Source organism: Lysinimonas soli (genome assembly GCF_042655435.1).
Lineage (GTDB): Bacteria > Actinomycetota > Actinomycetes > Actinomycetales > Microbacteriaceae > Lysinimonas > Lysinimonas soli.
This window is the reverse complement of record NZ_JBHSMG010000002.1, coordinates 123846-148511: the sequence shown is the minus strand read 5'-3', so window position 1 is coordinate 148511 and position 24666 is coordinate 123846. Positions and strand designations below refer to the sequence as shown.

Annotated in this window: 28 protein-coding genes and 1 tRNA gene; 21 read left to right on the top strand and 8 right to left on the bottom strand. The window is 69.5% G+C overall.

The window, feature by feature from the left end:
• Window positions 1-4: 4 nt before the first annotated feature.
• The 12 genes from ACFPJ4_RS08270 to ACFPJ4_RS08215 all read left to right on the top strand — a co-directional run bounded on the left by ACFPJ4_RS08270 (window position 5) and on the right by ACFPJ4_RS08215 (window position 10246).
• The gene (locus ACFPJ4_RS08270) at window positions 5-1123 is read left to right on the top strand and encodes a thiamine pyrophosphate-dependent dehydrogenase E1 component subunit alpha (RefSeq protein WP_386739932.1); all 1119 of its coding nucleotides are present in this window, start codon (window positions 5-7) and stop codon (window positions 1121-1123) included.
• Window positions 1120-2097, top strand: coding sequence for an alpha-ketoacid dehydrogenase subunit beta (locus ACFPJ4_RS08265; RefSeq protein WP_386739931.1), 978 nt, complete (start codon window positions 1120-1122; stop codon window positions 2095-2097). Before ACFPJ4_RS08270 ends, ACFPJ4_RS08265 begins: the two co-directional genes overlap by 4 nt.
• Before the next feature lie 42 nt (window positions 2098-2139).
• Window positions 2140-3534 carry a dihydrolipoamide acetyltransferase family protein gene (locus ACFPJ4_RS08260; protein ID WP_386739930.1) on the top strand — a complete coding sequence of 465 codons (1395 nt, stop codon included), beginning with the start codon at window positions 2140-2142 and terminating at the stop codon, window positions 3532-3534.
• A gap of 136 nt (window positions 3535-3670) precedes the next feature.
• Window positions 3671-4615: a metal ABC transporter solute-binding protein, Zn/Mn family gene (locus ACFPJ4_RS08255; RefSeq protein ID WP_386739929.1), complete on the top strand. Its 945-nt coding sequence runs from the start codon at window positions 3671-3673 to the stop codon at window positions 4613-4615.
• A 5-nt stretch (window positions 4616-4620) separates the two neighbouring features.
• A complete protein-coding gene (locus tag ACFPJ4_RS08250; RefSeq protein ID WP_386739928.1) occupies window positions 4621-5448 on the top strand; it encodes a metal ABC transporter ATP-binding protein in 828 nt (275 codons plus the stop codon).
• 26 nt (window positions 5449-5474) lie between these two features.
• The gene (locus tag ACFPJ4_RS08245; RefSeq protein WP_386740615.1) at window positions 5475-6371 is read left to right on the top strand and encodes a metal ABC transporter permease; all 897 of its coding nucleotides are present in this window, start codon (window positions 5475-5477) and stop codon (window positions 6369-6371) included.
• Window positions 6372-6381: 10 nt separating this feature from the next.
• Window positions 6382-6768 carry a Fur family transcriptional regulator gene (locus ACFPJ4_RS08240; RefSeq protein WP_386739927.1) on the top strand — a complete coding sequence of 129 codons (387 nt, stop codon included), beginning with the start codon at window positions 6382-6384 and terminating at the stop codon, window positions 6766-6768.
• 164 nt (window positions 6769-6932) lie between these two features.
• Window positions 6933-7169, top strand: coding sequence for a 50S ribosomal protein L28 (rpmB, locus tag ACFPJ4_RS08235; protein WP_386739926.1), 237 nt, complete (start codon window positions 6933-6935; stop codon window positions 7167-7169).
• Window positions 7169-7339, top strand: coding sequence for a 50S ribosomal protein L33 (gene rpmG, locus ACFPJ4_RS08230; protein ID WP_386739925.1), 171 nt, complete (start codon window positions 7169-7171; stop codon window positions 7337-7339). Before rpmB ends, rpmG begins: the two co-directional genes overlap by 1 nt.
• Window positions 7339-7644, top strand: coding sequence for a 30S ribosomal protein S14 (gene rpsN / locus ACFPJ4_RS08225; protein ID WP_386739924.1), 306 nt, complete (start codon window positions 7339-7341; stop codon window positions 7642-7644). Before rpmG ends, rpsN begins: the two co-directional genes overlap by 1 nt.
• A gap of 225 nt (window positions 7645-7869) precedes the next feature.
• Window positions 7870-8157, top strand: a complete 288-nt coding sequence (locus ACFPJ4_RS08220; protein ID WP_386739923.1) for an HU family DNA-binding protein — start codon at window positions 7870-7872, stop codon at window positions 8155-8157.
• A 121-nt stretch (window positions 8158-8278) separates the two neighbouring features.
• Window positions 8279-10246, top strand: coding sequence for a bifunctional copper resistance protein CopD/cytochrome c oxidase assembly protein (locus ACFPJ4_RS08215; RefSeq protein ID WP_386739922.1), 1968 nt, complete (start codon window positions 8279-8281; stop codon window positions 10244-10246).
• A 197-nt stretch (window positions 10247-10443) separates the two neighbouring features.
• On the opposite strand, the gene ACFPJ4_RS08210 is transcribed toward ACFPJ4_RS08215, so the two are convergent.
• Window positions 10444-11415 (bottom strand): hypothetical protein, encoded by a 972-nt coding sequence (locus ACFPJ4_RS08210; protein ID WP_386739921.1) that lies wholly within the window; start codon window positions 11413-11415, stop codon window positions 10444-10446.
• Window positions 11416-11522: 107 nt separating this feature from the next.
• Here ACFPJ4_RS08210 and ACFPJ4_RS08205 point away from each other — a divergent pair, with 107 nt between their 5' ends.
• The gene (locus ACFPJ4_RS08205) at window positions 11523-12833 is read left to right on the top strand and encodes an ATP-dependent DNA helicase (RefSeq protein ID WP_386739920.1); all 1311 of its coding nucleotides are present in this window, start codon (window positions 11523-11525) and stop codon (window positions 12831-12833) included.
• A 456-nt stretch (window positions 12834-13289) separates the two neighbouring features.
• Complete coding sequence (locus tag ACFPJ4_RS08200) at window positions 13290-13565, top strand: hypothetical protein (protein WP_386739919.1); 276 nt, start codon at window positions 13290-13292, stop codon at window positions 13563-13565.
• A gap of 91 nt (window positions 13566-13656) precedes the next feature.
• On the opposite strand, the gene ACFPJ4_RS08195 is transcribed toward ACFPJ4_RS08200, so the two are convergent.
• The 4 genes from ACFPJ4_RS08195 to ACFPJ4_RS08180 form a co-directional block, all read right to left on the bottom strand.
• Entirely contained in the window at window positions 13657-14307 is a 651-nt protein-coding gene (locus ACFPJ4_RS08195) for a dienelactone hydrolase family protein (RefSeq protein ID WP_386739918.1), read from the bottom strand.
• A gap of 74 nt (window positions 14308-14381) precedes the next feature.
• The gene (crcB, locus tag ACFPJ4_RS08190; RefSeq protein ID WP_386739917.1) at window positions 14382-14759 is read right to left on the bottom strand and encodes a fluoride efflux transporter CrcB; all 378 of its coding nucleotides are present in this window, start codon (window positions 14757-14759) and stop codon (window positions 14382-14384) included.
• Window positions 14756-15286: a fluoride efflux transporter FluC gene (locus ACFPJ4_RS08185; RefSeq protein ID WP_386739916.1), complete on the bottom strand. Its 531-nt coding sequence runs from the start codon at window positions 15284-15286 to the stop codon at window positions 14756-14758. Before ACFPJ4_RS08185 ends, crcB begins: the two co-directional genes overlap by 4 nt.
• Before the next feature lie 98 nt (window positions 15287-15384).
• A complete protein-coding gene (locus tag ACFPJ4_RS08180) occupies window positions 15385-16062 on the bottom strand; it encodes a hypothetical protein (protein WP_386739915.1) in 678 nt (225 codons plus the stop codon).
• A 97-nt stretch (window positions 16063-16159) separates the two neighbouring features.
• On the opposite strand from ACFPJ4_RS08180, the gene ACFPJ4_RS08175 reads away from it, so the two are divergent.
• Both ACFPJ4_RS08175 and ACFPJ4_RS08170 read left to right on the top strand, forming a co-directional pair.
• On the top strand, window positions 16160-16705 hold the full coding sequence (locus tag ACFPJ4_RS08175) for an RNA polymerase sigma factor (protein ID WP_386739914.1): 546 nt from the start codon (window positions 16160-16162) through the stop codon (window positions 16703-16705).
• 7 nt (window positions 16706-16712) lie between these two features.
• Window positions 16713-17423, top strand: coding sequence for a hypothetical protein (locus ACFPJ4_RS08170; protein ID WP_386739913.1), 711 nt, complete (start codon window positions 16713-16715; stop codon window positions 17421-17423).
• Between the two features lie 199 nt (window positions 17424-17622).
• Here the strand turns inward: ACFPJ4_RS08170 and ACFPJ4_RS08165 are convergent.
• Window positions 17623-17693 (bottom strand) — tRNA-Gly (locus ACFPJ4_RS08165).
• Between the two features lie 59 nt (window positions 17694-17752).
• Between ACFPJ4_RS08165 and dcd the strand changes: the two genes are divergently transcribed.
• Window positions 17753-18358, top strand: a complete 606-nt coding sequence (gene dcd, locus ACFPJ4_RS08160) for a dCTP deaminase (RefSeq protein ID WP_386739912.1) — start codon at window positions 17753-17755, stop codon at window positions 18356-18358.
• 3 nt (window positions 18359-18361) lie between these two features.
• Here the strand turns inward: dcd and idi are convergent, their stop codons facing one another.
• Both idi and ACFPJ4_RS08150 read right to left on the bottom strand, forming a co-directional pair.
• Window positions 18362-18934 (bottom strand): isopentenyl-diphosphate Delta-isomerase, encoded by a 573-nt coding sequence (idi, locus tag ACFPJ4_RS08155; protein ID WP_386739911.1) that lies wholly within the window; start codon window positions 18932-18934, stop codon window positions 18362-18364.
• 76 nt (window positions 18935-19010) lie between these two features.
• Window positions 19011-20399: an MFS transporter gene (locus tag ACFPJ4_RS08150; protein ID WP_386739910.1), complete on the bottom strand. Its 1389-nt coding sequence runs from the start codon at window positions 20397-20399 to the stop codon at window positions 19011-19013.
• 233 nt (window positions 20400-20632) lie between these two features.
• Between ACFPJ4_RS08150 and dnaK the strand changes: the two genes are divergently transcribed.
• From dnaK to ACFPJ4_RS08130, 4 genes are all read left to right on the top strand, one after another.
• Window positions 20633-22498, top strand: a complete 1866-nt coding sequence (gene dnaK, locus ACFPJ4_RS08145; RefSeq protein WP_386739909.1) for a molecular chaperone DnaK — start codon at window positions 20633-20635, stop codon at window positions 22496-22498.
• A 3-nt stretch (window positions 22499-22501) separates the two neighbouring features.
• Complete coding sequence (locus ACFPJ4_RS08140; protein ID WP_386739908.1) at window positions 22502-23128, top strand: nucleotide exchange factor GrpE; 627 nt, start codon at window positions 22502-22504, stop codon at window positions 23126-23128.
• A gap of 94 nt (window positions 23129-23222) precedes the next feature.
• Entirely contained in the window at window positions 23223-24212 is a 990-nt protein-coding gene (locus ACFPJ4_RS08135; protein WP_386739907.1) for a DnaJ C-terminal domain-containing protein, read from the top strand.
• Window positions 24212-24637 (top strand): heat shock protein transcriptional repressor HspR, encoded by a 426-nt coding sequence (locus ACFPJ4_RS08130; RefSeq protein WP_386739906.1) that lies wholly within the window; start codon window positions 24212-24214, stop codon window positions 24635-24637. Before ACFPJ4_RS08135 ends, ACFPJ4_RS08130 begins: the two co-directional genes overlap by 1 nt.
• The last annotated feature ends 29 nt before the right edge of the window (window positions 24638-24666 follow it).

Below are 24666 nucleotides of genomic sequence, written 5' to 3'. Positions count from 1 at the left end.
CACCATGTCCTACACCGCGGAGACGGTTCAGCTGTTGTCCCCGGAGGGATCACTCGTCGAGAATGATCGGACGTCCCAGTACCTCCCGATCATCGAGAAGCTCAGCGACGAGCAGCTGAAGGACTTCCACCGGCAGATGGTCGTCATCCGGCGCTTCGACGTCGAAGCCGGCAACCTGCAGCGCCAGGGACAGCTCGCGCTCTGGATCCCGAGCATCGGCCAGGAGGGCGCTCAGGTCGGTTCGGGCTACGCGGCACGCCCGCAGGACCACATCTTCCCGGCGTACCGCGAGCACGTCGTGGGTCGCATCCGCGGCCTCGACCCGATGCGGCTGATCGAGATGCTGCGCGGGCTCAGCCACGGCGGCTGGGTGCCGAGCGAGACCGGCAACTTCCACCTCTACTCGATCGTGATCGGCACGCAGACGCTGCACGCCACCGGCTATGCGATGGGAATCGCGCTCGACGGGGCCAGCGGCACCGGCGACCCCGAGACGGATGCCGCGGTGCTCGTCTACTTCGGCGACGGGGCCACCAGCCAGGGCGACGTCAGCGAGGCCTTCGTCTTCGCGGCGAGCTACCAGACCCCGCAGGTGTTCTTCCTGCAGAACAACCACTGGGCGATCTCGGTGCCGGTCGAACGGCAGTCGCGCACACCGCTCTATCTGCGCTCGACGGGGTTCGGCATCCCCTCGGTGCAGGTCGACGGCAACGACGTGCTCGCCAGCTACGCGGTGACCAAGGACAGCCTGGATGCCGCCCGCGGCGGCGCCGGACCGCGCTTCATCGAAGCCCTCACCTACCGCATCGGCGCGCACACCTCGAGCGACGACCCGACCAAGTACCGCGACTCGGCCGAGGTCGAGCGGTGGAGCCAACGGGATCCGATCTCGCGGTTCGAGACCTTCCTGCGCGCGAAGGGCGCCGGCGACGACTTCTTCCACGAGGTGGCGACCGAGGCCGAAGACCTCGCGGCCGACGTGCGGGCCCGCACCCTCACGCTGCAGGACCCGCCGACCAGCAAGATCTTCGAGCACGTCTACACCGATCCGCACTCGCTCGTCGCCGAGCAGTCGGCCTGGCTGACCGCGTACGAGAGCTCGTTCGAGGAGGCCGCCGAATGAGCGAGCAACTGACCCTCGCCAAGGCGATCAACCTGGGACTGCAGAAGGCGCTCGCCGACGACCCGCGCGTGCTGCTGATGGGCGAGGACATCGGCCGGCTCGGCGGGGTGTTCCGCGTCACCGAGGGGCTGCAGGCCGAGTTCGGCGACAAGCGGGTGCTCGACACCCCCCTGGCCGAGTCGGGGATCGTCGGAACGGCCATCGGCCTGGCGATGCGCGGATACCGACCGGTGTGCGAGATCCAGTTCGACGGCTTCATCTACCCCGGCTTCGACCAGATCACCTCGCAGCTGGCCAAACTCACCAATCGTCACGAGGGCGCGCTGTCGTTCCCGGTGGTCATCCGGGTGCCGTACGGCGGGCACATCGGCGCGGTCGAGCACCACCAGGAGAGCCCCGAGGCCTACTTCGCGCACACCGCGGGCCTGCGCCTGGTCAGCCCGGCGACCCCGCAGGACGGCTACTGGATGATCCAGCAGGCCATCGCGAGCAACGACCCCGTCATGTTCTTCGAGCCCAAGAGCCGCTACTGGCAGAAGGGCGAGGTCGACCGCGAGACGGCGCCGGGTGCCCTCCAGGCGAGCCGCGTCGTGCGGATCGGCACCGAGGTCACCCTGGTCGGTCACGGCGCGATGGTGTCGGTCCTGTTGCAGGCTGCGGAGATCGCCGCAGCCGAGGGGACGAGCGTCGAGGTCATCGACCTGCGCTCGCTGTCGCCCATCGACTACGCGCCGATCCTCGAGTCGGTGCAGAAGACCGGACGGCTCGTCGTCGCGCAGGAGGCGCCGGGCAACACCAGCGTCGGCTCCGAGATCGCGGCGACGGTCGCCGAGCGCGCCTTCTACTCGCTCGAGTCGCCCGTGCTGCGGGTGAGCGGCTTCGACACCCCCTTCCCGCCCGCCAAGCTCGAGGGCGTCTACCTCCCGGATGCCGACCGCGTCCTCGAAGCCGTCGACCGCGCGCTCGCCTACTGAGCCGCGCCCTTCCCCGTCCGCCGAATCACCGAGGAGCCGAACGTGACGCAATCCGAGTTCCCGCTGCCGGATGTCGGCGAGGGTCTGACCGAGGCCGAGATCGTCTCGTGGAAGGTCAAGCCCGGTGACGCGGTCACCGTGAATCAGGTGCTCGTCGAGATCGAGACGGCGAAGTCGCTCGTCGAGCTCCCGTCGCCGTTCGCCGGCACGGTCACGGAGCTGCTCGCCGCCGAGGGCGACACCGTCGAGGTCGGCACCGTGATCATCCGCGTCGACTCGGAGGGCGGCGCCCTCGAGCTGCAGGCGACGGCCGCCGAGACGCCGGGTATCGTCGCGGATATTCCTGCGGCTGCTGCGGCGCCTGCTGCCGCGCCCGCCCCGGCGGACGAGTCGTCGGGGGCCGTGCTCGTCGGTTACGGGTCGAAGGGCGGACACGCCGCCACGCGCCGGCGTCGGCCCGTGGGAGTGGAGGGCGCCGGATCCGAGGGAGCGGCAGCCGGAACCGACGCCGCCCGGGCGGGCACAGCGGGCGTGGCACCGGCTCGTCGGCCGAGCTCGGTACCCGCGGCATCCGCGGCCCCGGTGATCGCGAAGCCGCCGATCCGCAAGCTCGCCAAAGACCTCGATGTCGACCTCATGACGGTGACTGCGACCGGTTTGGCCGGCGAGATCACCCGGGACGACGTCATCCGGCAGGCCTCGCAGGCGAGTGTCTTCCGCAACATCCAGACGCCCGAGTGGCCGGCGGATCGCGAGGAGCGCATCCCGGTCAAGGGCGTGCGCAAGGCGATCGCGACCGCCATGGTGCAGAGCGCCTTCACGGCGCCGCACGTGAGCGTGTTCAGCGACGTCAACGCGACCCGCACGATGGAGTTCGTCAAGCGGCTCAAGAACTCCCCCGACTTCGCCGGAGTGCGGATCAGCCCGCTGCTCGTGATGGCCAAGGCCGTCATCTGGGCGGTGCGGCGCAATCCCACCGTGAACTCGAGCTGGACCGATCAAGAGATCGTCGTGCACCACTACGTGAACCTCGGAATCGCCGCGGCCACCCCGCGCGGGCTCATCGTGCCGAACATCAAGGATGCCCAGAACCTGAGCCTGCTCGAACTCGCCCAGGCGCTCGAGCAGCTGACGCTCACGGCGCGCGACGGCAAGACGCAGCCCGCCGACATGTCCAAGGGCACGGTGACGATCACGAACCTGGGCTCGTACGGGATGGACACCGGCACGCCGATCCTCAATCCGGGCGAGGTCGGCATCGTCGCCCTCGGCGCGATCAAGCTCAAGCCGTGGGTCGTCGACGGCGAGGTGCGGCCGGCGTACGTGACCACGGTCGGCGCGAGCTTCGACCACCGGGTCGTCGACGGCGATGTGGCCAGCCGTTTCACGGCCGACATCGCGAGCGTGCTCGAGGAGCCGGCCCTGCTGCTGGACTGAGTGGTCCGGCCGTCTCGGCCGACTCCGCGCGTGGATCCGGCCCGTGCCCGAAGCCGGATCAGGAAGTCGCGCCCCGCACGCGCCGCGCCACGCGCACACTTTGACAATGATTATCAATAGCGGCTAACGTCGAGTCATGCCCATTTCTCGGATCCGTGTCGCCCCCCGTGTCGCCCCTCGCCGCGCCCCCGCCGCGCTCGCCGCCCTCGTCGTCGCCGTGACCGCGGCGCTCACGCTGACGGGCTGCACCGGCACCTCGCAGGACGCGCCGGCCGGCATCCAGGTCGTGGCCTCGACCAACGTCTACGGGAATCTGGCCTCGACGGTGGGTGGCAAGTACGCCAACGTCACCTCGATCATCGACGACCCCGCGAAAGATCCGCACGAGTACCAGGCCGACGCCCGCACGCAACTGGCCGTGTCGAAGGCGCAGGTGGTCATCGAGAACGGGGGTGGATACGACGACTTCGTCGGCACGATGCTGTCGGCCTCGGGCAACACGAAGGCGAGCCGCATCGACGCGGTCAAGCTCTCGGGCTACGACACCACGGTTGCGGACTTCAACGAGCACGTCTTCTACGACTTTCCGACGGTCGCCAAGGTCGTGGATGCGCTGGTCGCCGCGTTCGAGAAGGCCGACCCGGCGCATTCGGCGGTCTTCGCCGACAACGGGGCGAAGCTGCGCGTCGCCCTCGACGGACTGGAGAACAGCGCTTCGCGGCTCTCGACGGCCACGGCCGGGGTGGGGGTCGCGATCACCGAGCCGGTTCCGGACTACCTGCTCGCCGCGCTCAAGGTCAAGGTCGTGACGCCCAAGGCGTTCAGCCGGGCGATCGAGGACGGCACCGATGCACCGGTCGGCGTGCTGCAGCAGACGCTGGCGACGTTCTCCTCGGGAGAGGCGAAGCTGCTCGTCTACAACGTTCAGACGAGCGGTGCGCAGACGGATGCCGTGCTCGCCGCCGCGAAGAAGGCCGGCGTTCCCGCGGTACCGGTCTCTGAGACGCTCCCCTCCGGCTTCGACTACGTCGAGTGGCAGAAGGGCGTGCTCGCCACCATCGCCCAGGCTCTGGGAGACTGACGCCGATGCCGACCTCAGCTCCCGCCCCGATCCTCTCGCTCCGCGACGCGGAGCTCACCCTCGGTGGGCGGGTGCTGTGGAGCGGCCTCGACCTCGACGTCGCCCCGGGCGAGTTCGTCGCCGTGCTCGGAGCCAACGGCTCGGGCAAGACGAGCCTGCTCAAGGTCGTGCTGGGGCAGCATCCGCTGAGCGCCGGAACCGCGACCTTCCTCGGGGAGCCCGTGCACCACGGCGGGCGTCGGATCGGCTACGTGCCGCAGCAGCGCCTCGCCGACGAGGGGACGCCCCTGCGCGGTCGCGACCTGGTGGGCCTCGGCGTCGACGGACACCGCTGGGGCGTCGCCCTGCCCACCCGCGCGCGGCGCGAGAAGATCGACGCCCTGCTCGCGGCCGTCGGCGCGGAGCACTACGGGAACGCCCCGATCGCGAGCCTCTCCGGCGGCGAGCAGCAGCGCCTCCGGATCGGTCAGGCCCTGGCGGGCGATCCGGCCCTGCTGCTGTGCGACGAGCCGCTGCTCTCGCTCGACCTGCGCGCGCAGGGGGTGGTCAGCCGGCTCATCGACGACAACCGCCGCGCGCGCGGCTTCGGGGTGCTCTTCGTGACGCACGACATCAACCCGGTGCTCGAGGTGGTCGATCGGGTGCTGTACCTGGCCGGTCGCCGGTTCCGGATCGGCACGCCCGACGAGGTGCTGCGCTCCGAGGTGCTCAGCGACTTGTACCAGTCGCCGGTCGACGTGATCCGCGCTCGCGGTCGGGTGGTGATCGTCGGAACGCCCGACCAGTCCCACGTCCACGGGCACGACCACGATCACGGGGCGGATCTGCCGTGATCGCGGGCGTCATCGCCGCGTCCGGGATCGCCGGAGCGGCCGGAACAGCTGGCACGGACTGGTGGTCGCAGCTGTTCGACTTCACCGACTACGGGCAGTTGCTCGCACTGCTGCACAACTCGATCCTCGCCGGCGCCGTGCTCGGCGTCGTGGGCGGGCTGATCGGTGTCTTCGTCATGTCGCGCGATCTCGCCTTCGCCGTGCACGGCATCAGCGAGCTCTCCTTCGCGGGAGCGGCCGCGGGGTTGCTGTTCGGCGTCGGCGTCGTCGAGGGATCCATCGTCGGGTCGATCATCGCGGCCGCCGTGATCGGCGTGCTCGGCTCGCGCGCGCGCGATCGCAACTCGATCACCGCGGTGCTCATGCCCTTCGGGCTCGGTCTCGGCATCCTGTGCCTCGCGCTCTACCCCGGTCGCAGCTCGAACAAGTTCGGCCTGCTCACCGGGCAGATCGTCGCGGTCGACGACCCGCGGCTCAACTCCCTCGCCCTGATCGCCGTCGTCGTCGTCGTCGGACTGCTGATCGTCTGGCGTCCGCTGACCTTCGCGAGCGTGGACGCCGATGTCGCGGCCGCGCGCGGCGTGCCGGTGCGCGCGCTCTCGCTCGTGTTCATGCTGCTGCTCGGCCTGGCCGTCGCGGTGAGCGTGCAGGTGGTGGGCGCGCTGCTCGTGCTGTCGGTGCTGGTCACTCCGGCGGCCTCGGCGCTGCGGGTGTCGTCCTCCCCCGTGCTCGTGCCCGTGCTGAGCACCGCCTTCGCGCTCATGTCGCTCGTGGGCGGCATCCTGCTCGCGCTCGGATCGAGTGTGCCGATCAGCCCCTACGTGACGACCATCTCGTTCCTGATCTACCTGGTCTGCCGGATCGCGTCGGCGCGACGGGCGAAACGCGCGCGCGACCGGCGACGTATCGTGGGCGTGGCGTGAGGAGGTCGTCGTGAAGCGGAACACCTGGCAGCGCGAGGCCGTGCGCGAGGCCCTCGGGACCACCGAGGGGTTCGTGAGCGCCCAGGCTCTGCACGCCCACATGCGCGACGCCGGCTCGTCGGTCGGCTTGGCCACGGTCTACCGCGCCCTCGCCGACCTCGCGACGGAGGGCGACGCGGATGCCCTGCAGCAGGAGGGCGAGAGCCTCTATCGCGCCTGCACCCCCGGCTCGCACCACCACCACCTGATCTGCCGCAGCTGCGGTCGCACGGTCGAGATCTCGGCGGATGCCGTGGAGCAGTGGGCGAAGGACGTCGCCGCCGCGAACGGTTTCACCCGCCCCGAGCACGTCGTCGACGTCTTCGGCTACTGCGCCGATTGCTCGAACGAGCGATAGTCGCGTAGTCTTGTGAAGTTGCGCGCGGATCATTCGTGATCCTGCGCTTCTTGTGCGCCACCGTCGACCCCCGCCTCCGGGTGGGGTACCGCGGTTTCGGCGTGCCGACAAGTGACCTTGGGTGAGGCGTTCGCCTCACGGTAAATCAGAGAAGGAATGAAACCATGGCAGCAGTGTGCCAGGTGACCGGAGCCGTTCCCGGCTTCGGACACAACATCTCGCACTCGCACCGCCGGACGAAGCGCCGCTTCGACCCGAACGTGCAGAAGAAGACCTACTACGTCCCGTCGCTTCGTCGCAGCGTCACCCTGAACGTGTCCGCCAAGGGCATCAAGGTGATCGATGTGCGGGGTATCGAGTCGGTAGTCAAAGACATCCTGGCTCGTGGGGAGAAGATCTGATGGCCAAGAAGGCTCAGGACGTTCGTCCGATCATCAAGCTCCGCTCGACCGCCGGCACCGGGTACACCTACGTGACCCGCAAGAACCGTCGCAACGATCCCGACCGCATCGTGCTCAAGAAGTACGACCCGGTCGTCCGCAAGCACGTCGAATTCCGCGAGGAGCGCTAATGGCCAAGAAGAGCAAGATCGCGCGCAACAACCAGCGCGCCGTGATCGTCGAGCGGTACGCCGCGAAACGACTGGAGCTGAAGAAGGCGCTCGTCGACCCGGCGGGCACCGACGAGTCCCGCGAGGCCGCTCGCGTGGGCCTGCAGAAGCTACCGCGCAACGCCTCGCCGGTGCGCCTGCGCAACCGCGACGCCATCGACGGCCGCCCCCGTGGTGTGCTCACGAAGTTCGGTGTCTCGCGCATCCGCTTCCGTGACATGGCCCACCGAGGCGAGCTGCCCGGCATCACGAAGTCCAGCTGGTAGTCGTCGACTGACGGCTTCGCATGGCGAAGAGGGGCTCCGGAGCGATCCGAAGCCCCTCTTCTCGTCTGCGCGACAGAATCTGCGAGTTTTCCCCGGATCAGGCTCACCGCGCCGTCCTGCCCGGAAATGCCGGTATTTACTGCTAGTTTCAGGGGCGGTTCAGGGGCGCGACGCTTCGGGCCACACATGCCACACGAAAACGCACTAGGTCCGAGGAGGACACTCATGGCTGACAAGTCACTCAACAAGAACGATCTCGTGGCCGCGGTCGCCGCCGACTCGGGCCAGAGCCAGGCCGCCGTCTCCGGGGTCTTCGACGCTCTCTTCGCCGTTCTGGCCAAGTCGGTCGGCGAGGGCACCAAGGTCAGCATCCCGGGCTGGCTCAGCGTCGAGCGCACGCACCGTGCCGCTCGCGAGGGCCGCAACCCCGCCACGGGCGAGACGATCCACATCGCCGCCGGGTACGGCGTGAAGATCTCGGCCGGCAGCAAGCTCAAGGCCGCCGCCAAGTAGTCATCACGTAGTCGGCAGTTCTGACGCTCGGGCGTCAGACCTTCGGGTCTGACGCCCTTCGTCGTCTCGGGGCGGGCCTCCTCCCACCGTTCCCTGGGCCTGACTCGAATACGCTCGTACGGTGCAACGCGTCGCGAAGGTCGCTGCGCCGGCGGTCCTGCTGGTGCTCGCTTTCGCCGCGCTGCTCGCCGCCCTCGCCGTCGGCGGCGGAGCCAACGCCCCGATCGCGATCGACCCGGGTGCCGTGGTGCGCTACGGGGTTCCGATCGCGAAGCTCATCGTCGATCTGGGGATCGCGCTGGCGATCGGCGCGCTCGCGCTCGCGGTGTTCGCGCTGAGCCCCGCCGAGCGGGAGTTCGCCCGCGCCCTCGATGTCGCTGCGGCGGGCGCCGCGGTCTGGACGGTCGCGGCGGCGGCATCCTGTGTCTTCGTCTTCTCGAGTTCGAGCTATGCCGCGCCGAGCCTGTCGAACTCCTACGGGCAGGGCCTGGGGCAGTACCTCACGACGCAGCCCGAGGGACGCGCCTGGCTCTGGACCACCCTGCTCGGCGCCGCCATCACGGTGCTGTGCTTCGCGGTTCGCAATGTGACGGTGCTGGGGCTCGTGACGGTGCTCGCGGTGATCGGGTTGATTCCGCTCTCGCAGCAGGGCCACGCCGGCGACACCGCGAGCCACGATCAGGCGATCACGGCGATCTGGCTGCACGTGCTGTTCGCGGGCTTCTGGCTGGGCGGGCTGCTGACGCTCGTGCTGCTGCGGAACACCCTGAGCCCCGAGCGGATGGCCGCGGTGCTGCCGCGGTACTCGACGATCGCGCTGATCGCCTTCCTGGTCGTCGCGGCCTCGGGCACCGTGAACGCGGCGATCCGCCTCGGCGAGCTGCCCAATCTGCTCACGCCGTACGGCATCCTGGTGCTCGTCAAGGTGACGGCCCTGGGTGCGCTCGGCCTGTTCGGCGCGCTCTACCGGCGACTCATCATCGGCCGGTTGACGCGCGGCGCGACCCGTCGACTGTTCTGGGCGCTGGCGACGGCCGAGTTGGCCTTCATGGGGATCGCGGAGGGCGTGGCCTCGGCGCTCGCGGTCTCGCCGCCGCCCGTGGATGCCGTGTCGGCATCCACGCTGCAGAACACCACGCCGGCCGAATACCTCACCGGCAAGGCGCTGCCGCCGCCGTTGGACGCCGCCAAGTTCATCACCGCCTGGAACCTCGACCTGCTCTGGGCGCTCGTCGTGTTCTTCGCGGTGTTCTTCTACCTCGCGGGCGTCGTGCGACTGCGCCGCCGCGGCGACGTCTGGCCGTGGCACCGCACCGTGCTCTGGGTCTCGGGCATGGTCGTGCTGCTCTGGGTGACGAACGGGTCGATCAACGTCTACGAGCAGTTCCTGTTCAGCGAGCACATGCTCGGGCACATGCTGCTGACGATGGCGATCCCGGTGTTCCTGGTGCTCGGCGCGCCGGTCACGCTCGCGCTGCGCACGATCAGGAAGCGGGATGACGGCAGCCGCGGGGCTCGCGAGTGGATCCTGCTGCTCGTCCATTCGCGTGTCGCGCGCGTGCTGACGCACCCGCTGGTCGCCGCCGGATTGTTCGCCGCGTCGCTCTGGGTGTTCTACTACTCCTCGCTGTTCCGCTGGGCGACGACCGACCATGTCGGCCACGAGTGGATGACCATCCACTTCCTCATCGTGGGTTACCTCTTCGTGCAGACCCTGGTCGGCATCGACCCGGTCGGCAACCAGGCGCCGTACCCGCTGCGGCTCATCCTGCTGCTCGCCACGATGGCCCTGCACGCCTTCTTCGGCCTGGCGATGATCTCGAACACGGGGCTGTTCCTGTCGGACTGGTACGGGGCGATGGGGCGCAACTGGGGTGCCACGCCGCTGCAGGATCAGCAGGCGGCGGGCGGGATCGCCTGGAGCGTGGGCGAGATCCCGACCGTGAGTCTCGCGATCATCGTGGCCGTGCTGTGGAGCCGCAGCGACACGCGCGAGGCCAAGCGTCGCGATCGTGCCGCCGACCGCGACGGCGATGCCGAACTCGAGGCGTACAACGCGATGTTGGCCGGCCGCGATCCCCGGCGCTGAGCCCGCCGCGAGTCCCGCGGGCGGGCGGACACGGGGCCGAGTCCCACGCCACGACGCCAAATGAAGGAGATCTGCGGGTCAGGATGCCGGAACCCGGGCGGCGGAGGGCTTCCGGCGGGCGATCTCCTTCATTTGGCACCCGCGCGTCGAGCAGGCGGCCGGCGGCCGGCGGGGCGGGCGCGGGCGCGCGCGGCGCGTCAGCGCAGGTCGACGGTGATCGAGCCGTCGGCGCCGAAGGCGAGCCGCGCCCTCAGCTGGAACGGCACGTCCTGGTCGAAGGTCGTGACCTTCCCGTCGTAGAGCGAGGTCACCGACACCCTGAGGTGGGCGGTTCCCGCCACGCCGGGCACCACCCAGCTGCCGAATTCCGCGCCCGGCTCGATGCGGGTCGTCGGGTAGCTCACGATCGACCATGCCGGGGCCGACGAGACCCGGTTGTCGATCGCCTGGCCGAACGGGCATCCGGTCGGGAACAGCACCGTCTGCTTCGCGCACGCCGTGAGCTGTGCGCGCAAGCGAGCGTCGACCGCCGCGACGAACCGCGCGTTCGCCTGGATGTCGACCTGAACCGAGAGATTCTGGCCGACCGTGTCGGCGAGCACGAGCCGCGGGGTCGCGGTGAGGTAGCGACTGCCGTGCGCGAAGGTGTACGAGCCCGGCACGAGAACTGCGTAGTCCGAGGGCGCGTTCGACGTCGTCGCCGACACCTCGGCGGCGCCGTTGACCGTGAAGTGCGGGTCGTGCTCGACCGCGAGCGAGACCGTGGCCACCGGGCTCACCGCGAATCCCCACTCCGGAAAGAGGCCGAAGCGCGTGCCGATGCGCTTCACCTGGAAGGTGGTGGTGCCGGAACCGTGCGGCGAGGTCCAATCGAAGGTGATCCAGCGGTCGCCGGCGCGCGATTCGTCACCGGTCTGGTGGATGTCGCTCAGCCCCGCCAGGGCGCCGTCCCGCAGCAGCGCGGTGCTCGCGCCGGCCGCCCGGCCGCCCGCGTCGACCCCGGGCAGCGACAGGGCGTCGGACGCGTCGCCGCGGGCCAGGGCATCCAGGTAGACCTGCACGAACGCGCCGGGCCCGAACAGCGTCGCGTTCAGGGTCGCGACCGTGCCCACCGCGCCCAGCACCGCGATCCCGAATGCCACGACCCAGGGAAGGAGGGTGCGCCGCATGAGGTGAATCCTAGGGACAGTTGCCCGCGTCATCCCGACGGCGCGGTTAGGGTGAATCGTCGGCCGCGCGCGAGCGACGACATCCACCCCTGTCGCTCTGGAGGATCGTGTCGCTGCCCGTGCTGTCGCCCGAGCAGGCGGCCGTGTTCGGCGCGATCGAGAACAGCAGGGCGCACATCTTCGTCACGGGCCGCGCCGGCACCGGCAAGTCGACCCTGCTCGAGCACCTGTCGTGGAACACGTCCAAGAACGTGGTGATCGCCGCCCCCACCGGGGTCGCCGCCCTCAATGTGGGCGGCCAGACCATCCACTCGCTGTTCCGCCTGCCGATCGGCGTCATCGCCGACCACGCGATCGAACAGGGCCCCGAGGTGCGCAAGCTCTTGAACGCGATCGACACCCTGGTCATCGACGAGGTGTCGATGGTCAACGCCGATCTGCTGGATGCCATCGACCGCAGCCTGCGCCAGGCTCGCCAGCGACCGCACGAGGCGTTCGGCGGGGTGCAGCTGGTGCTGTTCGGTGACCCCTTCCAGCTCGCGCCGGTGCCGGGCGACCCCGAGGAGCGCGCGTACTTCGCCGATCGCTACCGCTCGATGTGGTTCTTCGACGCCCGGGTCTGGGACGAGGCCGAGCTGACGATCTACGAGCTGGCGACCATCCACCGGCAGCACGAGCTGGAGTTCAAGAAGCTGCTGACGGCGGTGCGGCACGGAGTGGTCACGGCCGAGATGGCGCAGCGCCTCAACGACGTCGGCGCACGGCCCGCCCCGAGCGAGGGCGCGATCACGCTCGCCACCACGAACGCGACGGTGACCCGCATCAACGCCGCGGCGCTCGCGAAGCTGCCCGGGCGCTCCCTCTCGGCGGTCGCCGAGGTCAGCGGCGAGTTCGGCGGGCGCGCGTACCCGGCCGACGAGAAGCTCGAACTGAAGGTCGGCGCGCAGGTGATGTTCCTGCGCAACGACAGCGGCGGCGACGGCCGCTGGGTGAACGGCACCATCGGCGAGGTCGTCAAGATCGCCGACACGGTGACGGTCGAGATCGACGGCGAACGCCACGAGGTGCGCCCCGCCACCTGGGAGCGGTACCGCTACAGCTACTCCGCGGCGACCAAGACGCTCAACAAGGATGTCGTCGCCGAGTTCACGCAGTTCCCGTTGCGGCTGGCGTGGGCGGTCACCATCCACAAGTCGCAGGGCAAGAGCTACGACCGCGCGATCGTCGACCTCGGGCAGCGCAGCTTCGCTCCCGGGCAGACCTACGTGGCGCTCAGCCGGATCACGGCGCTCGAGGGCCTCTACCTCACGCGGCCACTGCGGCCGAGCGACATCATCGTCGACGAGAACGTGACCCGATTCATGAGCAAGGCGGTCGCGCTGCCCGGGATCGCGGCGGCGCAGTCAGCGACGTCGTGACCCGACGGGGCCAATCGTCTCGAACTGGACACCTTTCCTCGTTTTCCTGTTGCCTTCCGCTGGGCCGCCCCGCTACGGTGGGGGTTCACGCCGACAACGAGAGGAGGCCGATTCCCATGATGAACACACTCATGACGCGCCGTACGCGCGCAGTGAAGGCCTGCCTCGTCGGCGCCGTCGTTCCCACCGCCGCATAGGCGTTCGCCGACCCGCGTCATCCGCTCGACGGTCATCCGTTCGACGCTGACGCCGCCGACGAGGCCATTCCTCGGCCGAGGCTCTCGGCGCTCCGCGCCCCGTCGTCCGCCCTCCCGTCCGACACACGGCACGTGCTTCTGCGCGGTGTCGTCGCGCCGCCTACCCGGCCGTGCGCGCCCCTCACGGACGCTCGCTCGCAACCCGCGCGCGAGCGTCGCCGCGCGGACCCACCGGTCCGTTCGAACAGAAGGACACACCATGAACACCACCACTCTCGAGGCTTCACGGAGCCCCGGGCCGGTCGCCCCTGCTCCGATCGCGAACCATCCCTCGCTGCGGGTCGCGCCGCGCAGCTCCGCTGCCGACCGCCTCGCGCTGCGACTGGGACTGGCTCTCGTGATCTGGGGCCGGCGTCACGTGGCTCGCGTCGACGCCCGCGACCGGGCGATCGCCCGGTTCGACGCCGAACGCGACCGCGCGGCGCGGGAGCGCGCGGCGGAGCGCCTGGCGCGCCTCGCCGTCCCGGTCCGATGAGTGCCGCAGCGGCCCCCAGGAACGACCCGCGATCTTCGGACCGCGGGTCGTTCCGTCTTTCGGCATCGGCATCCGAGGCGCACCTCCGCCGTCAGTCGGCGAGGTGCGACTCGAGGAAGGTGGTCGTGCGAGCGAAGGCGAGGGCGGCCGCACGCGTGTCGGTCGGGGCGGGGATGCTCGCGTTCGCGAAACCGTGCACGGTGCCGGCGTAGCCGTGCTGCGTGACCGGCGTGCCGTTCTCGCGCAGCCGCGAGACGAACGCCTCGGGAGTGCCGGTCTCGGGCCAGTCGTCCGACTCGGCGAACTGCAACAGCACGGGGCAGGGGATGATGCCGTGCTGCGACGACGGGAGGGTCGCGTAGTAGGCGACCGCGGCATCCACCTCTCCGCTCTGGGCGACCTGCAGCGCCAGGCCGCCCCCCAGCGAGAAGCCGACGATGCCGGCTCGCGGCGACCCCGCGGCGCGCGCCGCGTCGAGTTCGGCGACGACAGCGGCTCGAGCGAAGTCGCGGTCCAGCTGGTCCATCAGCGTCTCGGCCTGCGCGGCGTCGACGGTCGCGACCCCGTCGTAGAGGTCCGGGACGATGACGCGGAACCCTCCGCGCTGGGCGAGCGCCTCGGCGTACGGCGCCAGCCAGGGAAGGCGCCCGTACCAGTCGTGCAGCACGACGACGGCGGGGTCGCCCGCGTCGCCATAGACGAGCGGAGCACCGGGAGAGGGGATCGGAATGAGCTCGGCCATCCGGCACTCCGTTCGACATCGACGCGAGTCGCGGTACCCGCCTGCCCAGCGTAGCCACGGCGGCACCCGGCGGGTTAGAGGAGCGACCCCAGCCAGAGGCCGAGCAGACCGAGGAGCACGGTGAGCACGAGCATCCCGAGCCCGTTGACGAGCGCGGGCAGGTACTCGCGGTTCTGGATCAGGCGCATGGTCTCGACGCTGGCGGTGCTGAAGGTCGTGTAGCCGCCCATGACCCCGGTGCCGAGGATGAGCTCCCACTCGGGTGCGAGCACCGCGCCCAGGGTGAGCCCGGTCAGGAAGCCCAGCACGAGGGAACCGGTGACGTTGATCAGGGCGGTGCCGAACGGGAACACCGTGCGCACGCGGGCGCGGACGAGCCCGTCGACCACGAACCGCAGGGCCGCGCCGATGCCCCCCGCCGCGCACACCGCGATGAACAGCAGGGCGGTCATCGGCGCGCCGCCCTGAGGGCGAGGCGTCGTCGGTGCCCCGCCGCGGCGACGGCGATGCCCGCGAAGGCGGCGGCGGCCCCGGCGATCACGCTGAGAAGGGCGTACAGGATGCCGATCGCCGCCTGGCCGCCCGTGATCGCCTGGGCGGTGCCGACGGCGAGCGTGCTGTAGGTGGTGTAGCCGCCCAGGAATCCCGTGCCCACGAACAGCCGCAGCCGTCGGCGATGACCCTCGTCGGGCCCGAGGCGCAACAGCACCTCGAGGGCGATCCCGAGGGCGAAGGCTCCGGTGAGGTTGATGACGAAGATCGCCATCGGGAAGGCACCGATCGCGGGAATGGCGAGCGAGAGCAGCTCGCGCGCGCCCGTGCCGAGGGCACCGCCGAGCGCGACGATCCCGACGTAGGCGGGGCGCAGGTGCACGGGCTGCGGCGCGGCGGCGGGGGTGACGTCGTCGACCTCGACATCGCTGTCGACAGGCAGCGACGCGCGGAGTTCGGCGCTGCTGAGCTCCTCCTCGTCGGGCATGGGCCTCCTGCCTCGGCTCGTCGGATCGGAGTTCGGGAGGACCTCTCAGCCGGTGCCGACGGTTCGGGAGCGACCTCCGGCGAGGTCCATCACCCCACTCACGATATCGGCTGGGTGCCCCGCTTCGCCGCACGCCGACGGGTCGCCGCGACGGCGATGCCGAACACGAGAAGCAGTGCGCCGAGCGCCGCGATCGCCATCGCGATCCAGAACAGGGTGAAGTCCGGCGGAACGGAGTGAGCCGACGTGGGGTCGAAGGCCAGCCCGATCGGATTCGTCGGGTCGCTGATGAGCCGGGTCGCCTCGGAAGCCAGCCGCGAGGCGCGATCGGCGAATGATCGCGCGACCAATCCGCCGACGAACCCGACGACCGTCATCACGGTGCCCGCGCCGACGAGCAGCGCGACGGTGGTTCCGGTGCGACGTCCGCCGGTGCCGGTGCCGGTGGAGCCGTTGCCGCGCAGCCGTGTCCATGCCAGGATCCCCCCGACCAGCAGGACGATCACCCCGAGCGCCGCGACGATGATTCCGATCCAGATGCCCGCGCCATCGGGTGCGCTCGCGCGTGCCTTCGGGAACAGGTAGCCGGTCTGCGACAGCACCGGGAGCAACTGCGGCGCGGAACCGACCGAGGGAGATGTGAGGACGGCCGCCCTCGCGATCAGCCCCGCGACGACTCCCCCGACAGCCATCAGCGCTCCGGTTGAGAACAGGAGTGCGACGACGAATCGGGTCCGGCGAGCCGCGACGGCGTCCAGCTGTTGAGCATCGGTCATGTGGAGAACGTACCGCCGCCGGCTGCCCGGGGGAAGCGCGTGGTCAGTCGGTGATCGGATGTCATGAAATGCGTAGCATCGACATTTACTCAGTGAGGTGATCAACATCGACGAGTTGAGTGCGGTCGCGGACATCGACTTCTTGCTGGCATGCCGGGACGGAGACGTGGACGCGTTTGCGGAGCTTTACGCCCGTCACGCTCCCACCGTCCTGCGTTTCGCCTGGTCGAGGCTCGGAGATCGGTCGTTGGCGGAGGAGGTGCTTCAAGAGACCTTCACGACGGCCTGGGCGAAGCGACGGCGTGCGTCGATCGTGGACTTGTCGCTCCTGCCATGGCTGCTGGCCATCTGTTACAACCACATCCGGAATCAGGTGCGAAGAAGGGAGCGCACTCGCACGGTGCCTCTGGATGAGGTGACTGTCGGCGCCGCACCCTCGTCGTCGGACCTGGCCTGGATCGAGGAGACCCTCGGCGAACTGAGTGAGACCGACCGACGCATCGTGGAGCTGTGTCTGATCGACGGATTCAGCTACCGCGAGGTCGCCGATCGGGTCGACTCGACCCCCGCGGCAGTGGGCAAACGACTGCAACGTGCGCGCCTTCGACTTCGTGCGTCCTTGAACGCCGGCGATTCGGAATGAGGAACCAATGACACGAACTGCTCCCCCCGACGACTCCGAAGTTCAGGCCAGCGTCGAACGTGTGGCAGGCAGGCTGTTTCCCAGCCTTCGGCGACCACAGCAGCATCCGTGGCGGCGGAGGCACCTGGCGCTCATCGGCGGCATCATCATCTTCGCGAGCGGCCTGGGCGTCGGGGCGGCCGCACACGCGGCCAGCTCCCCCGGGACAAGCAATCCGCCCTTCGGCATCGACTGCTATACCGATGCGAAGGCGGCAGACCCAGCCATGCAGGTTCTGATGGACGACGCGACACTTCTGTCGGACCCCGTCAAGTCCTGCCGCGCCCAACAGCGCGTCACCATCGCCAGCAACGTGTCGGAGAAGGCCATCTCGCGCTACCTCACGAGCGGGGAAGCCGAGTGCATCGTCGTCTCTTCACCCGGGATGAGCGACCTCTTCGCATGGAAGGCGACTCAAGACCCTACGACCCATGAGACGGTCCCGTTCTGGGAGCACGAGCCGACCTCCCGCGAAGCAGTTGCTTACCTGGGCGACAGCACCGAACCGGCGGGCTTCCCCCCGAGCTGTCTCCATGTGACCATTCCGATCACGCAGGTGTCGACCGAGGCACTCGGCGCCTGCAAGGTGGATGACCGCCATGCGGCCGTCTACCCGCTCGGTTCGCGGACCTCGGTTCGGGTGTGCAAGGACCACGGCTACTCGGTGTGGCGGCGTTGAGCGGTGTCGCTGCAGGGATCCGGGGAGGAACATCGTGCCGCGGAAGTCGGCCTAGTTCTCGCGATCCTGGGTGCGATCGCGGTCGTCGTCCTGCCCGTGGATTCCTCTTGGCGGGCCGTGTCGAAAGGTCGAGGCGATCTGGCCGACCGCACTCCGCTCGCGCGCCTGATTCTGGGACTGCTCGTTGTCACTCGAAGAGAGCGGATGACGGGAATCGAACCCGCGCTATCAGCTTGGGAAGCTGAAGTTCTGCCATTGAACTACATCCGCGAACGGCGCCTGGAACCAGGACCTCATACATACTAACCACCCCTAGTAGCCTGACTCCCATGCTCCTCAGCGACCGCGACATCCGGGCCGAACTCGACGCCGGACGGATCGGGCTCGACCCGCTCGACCGCGAGATGATCCAGCCGTCCAGCATCGACGTGCGGCTCGACCGCTTCTTCCGGCTGTTCGACAACCACAAGTACCCGTTCATCGATCCGGCCGAAGATCAGCCCGACCTCACCCACCTGATCGAGACCAAGGACGACGAGCCGTTCATCCTGCACCCCGGCGAGTTCGTGCTCGGCTCGACCTTCGAGCTCGTCACGCTGCCCGATGACGTCGCCGCGCGCCTCGAGGGCAAGAGCTCGCTCGGCCGCCTCGGGCTGCTGACGCATTCGACGGCCGGCTTCGTCGACCCCGGCTTCTCGGGGCACGTGACGCTCGAGCTGAGCAACGTCGCGACCCTGCCGATCAAACTGTGGCCTGGGATGAAGATCGGGCAGCTCTGCTTCATCCGCACGAGCTCCCCGGTCGAGAACCCGTACGGTTCGGGCCCCTACGGCAACCGGTACCAGGGTCAGCGCGGCCCGACCGCGTCGCGCTCGTTCCAGAACTTCCACCGCACCGATGTCACGGTGACGGATGCCGGCGCCCCCGGCGCCTGAGCCTCACGCCCCGAAGTCGGTCCACTCGGCGAGCTGCAGCACCAGCCACGGGCTGAACGCGAACGGCGCGGCCTCGACGGCCTCGCGCAGCTCCTGGGGGTGGATCCAGGCCGTCTCGACGACCTCGTCGACCGCAGGGTCCGGGTCGGCGTCGACCGTGGTGCGGTACACCGGGCAGATCTCGTTCTCGACGATTCCGGATGCGTCGACGGCCCGGTAGCGGAACTGCGGCAGCACCGGCTCGAGCACGCCCAGTTCGAGGCCCAGTTCGCGGCGCGCGCGGCGGCGGATCGCGGCATCCAGCTGCTCATCCGGGCCGGGATGACCGCAGAAGGAGTTGGTCCAGACGCCCGGCCAGGTCAACTTGTCGAGAGCCCGGCGGGTGACGAGCACGCGCCCGTCGGTCGAGAACACGTGGCACGAGAAGGCGCGGTGCAGCGGGGTGTGGCCGGTGTGCACCCGGAACTTGTGGGCGGTCCCGATCTCGGCGCCTGCCTCGTCGACCAGCACGACCAGTTCTTCGTCATCGGGGTCGTCGCTGAGGGACGTGATGATGGTCGGTCGAAGCGGCGGCATGGCTGTTCAGCCTAGCCAACAAAGGCCCGGCGGCCCCGGGACCTAAGACCCCGGGACGCGCCCGCAGGCGTGCGCGCTATTTCGAGCTCGGGGCGGGGGCCGTGGCCGCCGCCGGTACGGTCCGTTCGGGCGCCGCGACCGGGATCAGGAGGATCAGCCCGACCAGGATCACCAGGACGATCCCCAGGATCCCGAAGTACTGGTGGCCGAAGATCGTGATGAAGAGGGCGAAGAGGCTCGGCGCGATGAAGGTGGCGGCCCGGCCGGTCGTCGCGTACAGGCCGAACACCTCGCCCTCGCGGCCCGCCGGCACGAGCCGCGACAGGAAGGTGCGGCTGGCCGACTGGGCCGGCCCGACGAACAGGCACAGGGCGAGCCCCGCGGTCCAGAACACCGCCTGTCCGCCGGCGTGCAGGACGAAGACCGCGAGCCCGCTGATGACGAGCCCGATGAGTGCGGTGACGATGACCGGCTTCGGCCCGATCCGGTCGTCGAGGGTGCCGACCAGGACGGTCGAGGCACCCGCGACCACGTTGGCGGCGATCGCGAAGATGATGACCTCGCCCTTGGAGAAGCCGAAGGTGCCCGCGGCGAGGACTCCGCCGAAGGTGAAGACGCCGGTGAGGCCGTCCCGGAAGATCGCGCTGGCCAGCAGGAACCACACCGTGCGCCGGCTCGTCGTCCACAGCGCCGCGACGTCGCGGCCGAGGCGGGCGTACGAGGCGAAGAACCCCACCCGCTCGCGTCGGAGGGCGTCGGGGGCGCGGTACTCGGGCACTGCGAACAGCACCGGCAGCGCCGAGAGGGCGAACCAGACCGCGGCGATGAGCATCGACACGCGCACCGAGAGGCCCTCGGCGCTCGTGACGCCGAACAGGCCGACATCGGGGTGGATGAAGCCGAAGTAGAGGATCAGCAGCAGGACGATTCCGCCGAAGTAGCCCATCGCCCAGCCGAAGCCGCTCACCCGACCGACGGTCTTGGCCGTCGACACCTGCACGAGCATGGCGTTGTAGTTGACGGCCGCGAGCTCGTAGAACACCGTGCCGATCGCCAGCAGGGCGAGCCCCAGCCAGAGCAGCACGGGGCTCGGGGAGACGAAGTAGAGCAGCGCGATGCAGACCACGACGATGGCCGTGTTCACCGCGAGCCAGAACTTGCGACGACCGGAGCCGTCGGAACGCTGACCCGTCACGGGAGCGAGCAGGGCGACCAGCACCCCCGAGACGCCGAGCGCCCATCCCAGCGACGCCGACACCGAGTCGGTGGTGCCGAACCCCTTCGTGCCGGTCAGATAGACCGTGAACACGAAGGTCGTCACGACCGCGTTGAACGCCGAGGATCCCCAGTCCCAGAAGGCCCAGGCCACGACCTGACGGGGCGGGACGGAGCGGTCCCGTTGCAGGTCCAGGCCTCGCACGAGCGGGGCGCTTCCGATCGGAGCGGGTCCGTACTGATCGGTCATGGCGGGACCCTACTTCCGTCGGGTGAACGCGCGGTGCCGCGCGCTGGGTCACATCCTGCCGCGCCGGGTGGCTCGAAGCCAGCACCGGCTCGCGGCGCGACAGGACCTTGAGTCACTCCGACTCAAGGTGGAGTTGACAGAGTTATCCACAGGATGCGAAACTTGATCCTGTCCGACTCAAGTCGGGCATCCGGACTTAGCGGCAATTGAATACCCAAGGAGCAGACAGACTCATGGCTCGAGCAGTTGGAATCGACCTCGGAACCACCAACTCGGTGGTTGCCGTGCTCGAAGGTGGCGAGCCCACCGTCATCGCGAACGCCGAAGGCTTCCGCACGACCCCCTCGGTCGTGGCCTTCACCAAGGATGGCGAGGTGCTCGTCGGCGAGACCGCCAAGCGCCAGGCCGTCACCAACGTCGACCGCACGATCTCGTCGGTCAAGCGCCACATGGGCACCGACTGGAAGGTCGAGATCGACGGCAAGAAGTACACGCCGCAGGAGATCTCGGCGCGCATCCTCGGCAAGCTCAAGCGCGATGCCGAGCAGTACCTGGGCGAGAGCGTGACGGATGCCGTCATCACCGTCCCCGCGTACTTCAACGACGCCGAGCGCCAGGCCACCAAGGAGGCCGGCGAGATCGCGGGCCTCAACGTGCTGCGCATCATCAACGAGCCCACCGCGGCCGCCCTCGCCTACGGCCTCGACAAGGGCAAGGAGGACGAGCTCATCCTGGTCTTCGACCTCGGCGGCGGCACCTTCGACGTGTCCCTGCTCGAGGTGGGCAAGGACGACGACTTCTCCACCATCCAGGTGCGTTCCACCGCGGGTGACAACCGGCTCGGCGGCGACGACTGGGACCAGCGGGTCGTCCAGCACCTCATCAAGAAGTTCAAGGACACCACGGGCGTCGACGTCTCGAAGGACAAGATCGCGCTGCAACGCCTCAAGGAGGCCTCGGAGCAGGCGAAGAAGGAGCTCAGCTCGGGCATGAGCGCGAGCATCCAGCTTCCCTACCTCTCGCTGACCGAGAACGGGCCGGCCAACCTCGACGAGACCCTCACCCGGGCGCAGTTCGAGCAGATGACGAGCGACCTGCTCGACCGCACCAGGAAGCCCTTCGAAGACGTCATCAAGGAGGCGGGCATCAAGGTCGCCGACATCGCGCACGTCGTGCTCGTCGGCGGATCGACCCGCATGCCGGCCGTGACCGAACTGGTCAAGAAGCTCACCGGCGGCAAGGAGCCCAACAAGGGCGTCAACCCGGATGAGGTGGTCGCCGTCGGCGCCGCCCTCCAGGCCGGCGTGCTGCGCGGCGAGCGCAAGGACGTGCTGCTCATCGACGTCACCCCCCTGAGCCTCGGAATCGAGACCAAGGGCGGCATCATGACCAAGCTCATCGAGCGCAACACGGCCATCCCGACCAAGCGCAGCGAGACCTTCACGACCGCCGACGACAACCAGCCGTCGGTCGCCATCCAGGTGTTCCAGGGCGAGCGCGAGTTCACCCGCGACAACAAGCCGCTCGGCACCTTCGAGCTCACCGGGATCGCTCCGGCTCCCCGCGGGGTTCCGCAGGTCGAGGTCACCTTCGACATCGACGCCAACGGCATCGTGCACGTCGGCGCGAAGGACAAGGGCACCGGCAAGGAGCAGTCGATGACCATCACGGGCGGCTCGTCGCTGCCCAAGGAGGACATCGACCGGATGGTGCGCGAGGCCGAGGAGCACGCTGCCGAGGACAAGGCGCGCCGTGAGGCCGCCGAGGTGCGCAACAGCGCGGAGCAGCTGGCCTACTCGATCGACAAGCTCATCAAGGACAACGAGGACAAGCTCCCGGATGACGTGAAGACCGAGGTCCAGGCCGACGTCGACGCGCTCAAGTCGGCCCTCCAGTCCGAGGACGAGGCCGCGGTCAAGACCGCGTTCGACAAGCTCAGCGCCAGCCAGACCAAGCTCGGCGAGGCGATCTACGCGGCCGGCTCGGCCGAGCAGGCCGCCGAGGGCGCCGAGCAGCCGTCGGCCGAGGGCTCGAGTGACGAGGACATCGTCGACGCCGAGATCGTGGACGAGGACGAGCCCAAGGAACCGAAGAAGTAGATCATGGCCTCTCACGAGCACGACAAGAAGGGCCCCGAGGAGCCCGAGGAGCCGGTCGTCCGCGACAAGCGGAAGATCGATCCGAAGACGGGCGAGCCGCGAGCCGAGGCGGAAGCCGAGGCGCTCGTGCCCGACGATGAGCTCATCCAGGCCGAGGGCCCGGATGTGGAGCTCAGCGACGAGGACGTGGCGCTGCTGGCCGAGGCGGAGCGCGACCTGGTCGGGGAGTACCGTGAGCGCGCCGCTCGCGCGGAGGCGGAGTTGAAGAACTTCCGCACCCGCGTCGAGCGCGACCGCGCGGCGAACCGCGAGGCCGTCATCGCCGAGGTGATCCGCACGCTTCTTCCCGCGATCGACGACCTCGATCGCGCCGAGGGGCACGGCGACCTGGTCGAGGGCAGCCCGCTCGCGATCGTCTCGCAGAAGCTCCGCGCGGGCTTCGAGCGCTACGGTCTGCGCCGCGTCGGCGAGACGGGCGAGACCTTCGACCCGAAGGTGCACGAGGCGATCGTCCAGCTGCCGACGGCGGGCGTGACGGTGAACACCGTCGCGGATGTGATCGAGCCGGGTTACGCGCTCGGCGAGCGTCTCATCCGCGCGGCCAAGGTCGCCGTTTCCGTTCCCGAATGACGATGCGACGCGACAGCGAGGCGGGCGTGACGACGCTCATGCCCGTCTCGCGCCCAGCGCCGCAGTAGCGGCGGCGCGGCAGAAAGGCAGAGGTATGGCCAGCCAGGACTGGTTCGACAAGGACTTCTACGCCGTGCTCGGCGTGAAGAAGGACGTGTCGGACGCCGACCTCAAGAAGACCTATCGCAAGCTCGCGCGGCAGTTCCACCCGGACTCGAACGCGGGCGACGCGAAGGCCGAGGCGCGCTTCAAGGAGATCAGCGAGGCCTACTCGGTGCTCTCCGACAAGGAGCTGCGCTCGGAGTACGACCAGGTGCGTGCGATGGGCAGCGGCGCGCGCTTCACCTCGGGTGCCGGCGGCCCGGGCGGCGGCTTCGAGGACGTCTTCGGCGGGCTCTTCAACCAGGGTCGCGGCGCTCGGCAGGGCTACGGCACCGCCGGCTTCGAAGACCTGCTCGGCGGCATGTTCGGCGGCCGGGGCGGCGGTTTCGGCACCGCGAGCGGCGGCTACCAGGGCTTCGGCGGGCCGAGCAAGGGCGGCGACCTGACGGCGAACACGACGCTCGACTTCCTCACGGCGATCCGTGGTGAGACCGTATCGCTGCAGATGCAGAACGGTCACGAGACCAAGGTGAAGATCCCGGCGGGCGTGGCCGACGGCCAGAAGATCCGGCTGAAGGGCAAGGGGCAACCCAGCCCGGATGGCGGCCCGGCTGGCGATCTGGTGCTGACGGTCACGGTGCGCAAGCATCCGATCTTCGAGCGCGACGGACTCAACCTGAGGGTCGAGGTCCCCGTGACCTTCGCCGAGGCCGCCCTGGGCGCGACGATCGAGGTGCCGACGCTCGACGGCGGTCCCGTCAAGCTGCGAGTCGCCGCCGGCACGCCGAGCGGACGCGTGCTGCGCGTCAAGGGGCGCGGCGTCACGACCCCGAAGGGAACGGGCGATCTGCTCGCGAGCGTCGTGGTCGCGGTGCCGAGTCACCTGACTCCGGCGGCGAAGGAGGCGCTCGAGGCGTTCACCGCGGCGATGCCCGAGGAGAACCCTCGTGAGGAGCTGCTGGCCCGCGGGGGGCGCGGCTGATGGACGTCGACGAGAACAGCCCGCTGTTCGCGATCGCGATCGCCGCCGAGCTGAGCGGAATGCACCCGCAGACCCTGCGGCAGTACGACCGGCTGGGGTTCGTGAGCCCTCGGCGCACGGCCGGGCAGTCGCGGCGCTACACGATGCGCGACGTCGTGCAGCTGCGGGAGATCGCGCGACTGAGCGCGGAGGGGCTCAATCTCGAGGGCATCCGGCGCATCCTCGAGCTCGAGGACCAGGTGTCGGAGCTCGCGGCCCGGGTGCGTGAGCTCGAGGCGGCGCTCGCCGACGAGCTGCTCAACCGGCCAGGGCGCCGCGTGTTCGCGGCCGGGGCCGAGGGGGACGTCGTCTCGTTGCGCGCCGGGGAGCGCGCCAAGAAAGCCAACCAAGTCGTGGTCTGGCGGCCGTTCGGGCCGCGAGGCTGACATCCTGAAACCACATCTCTGACGGAGAA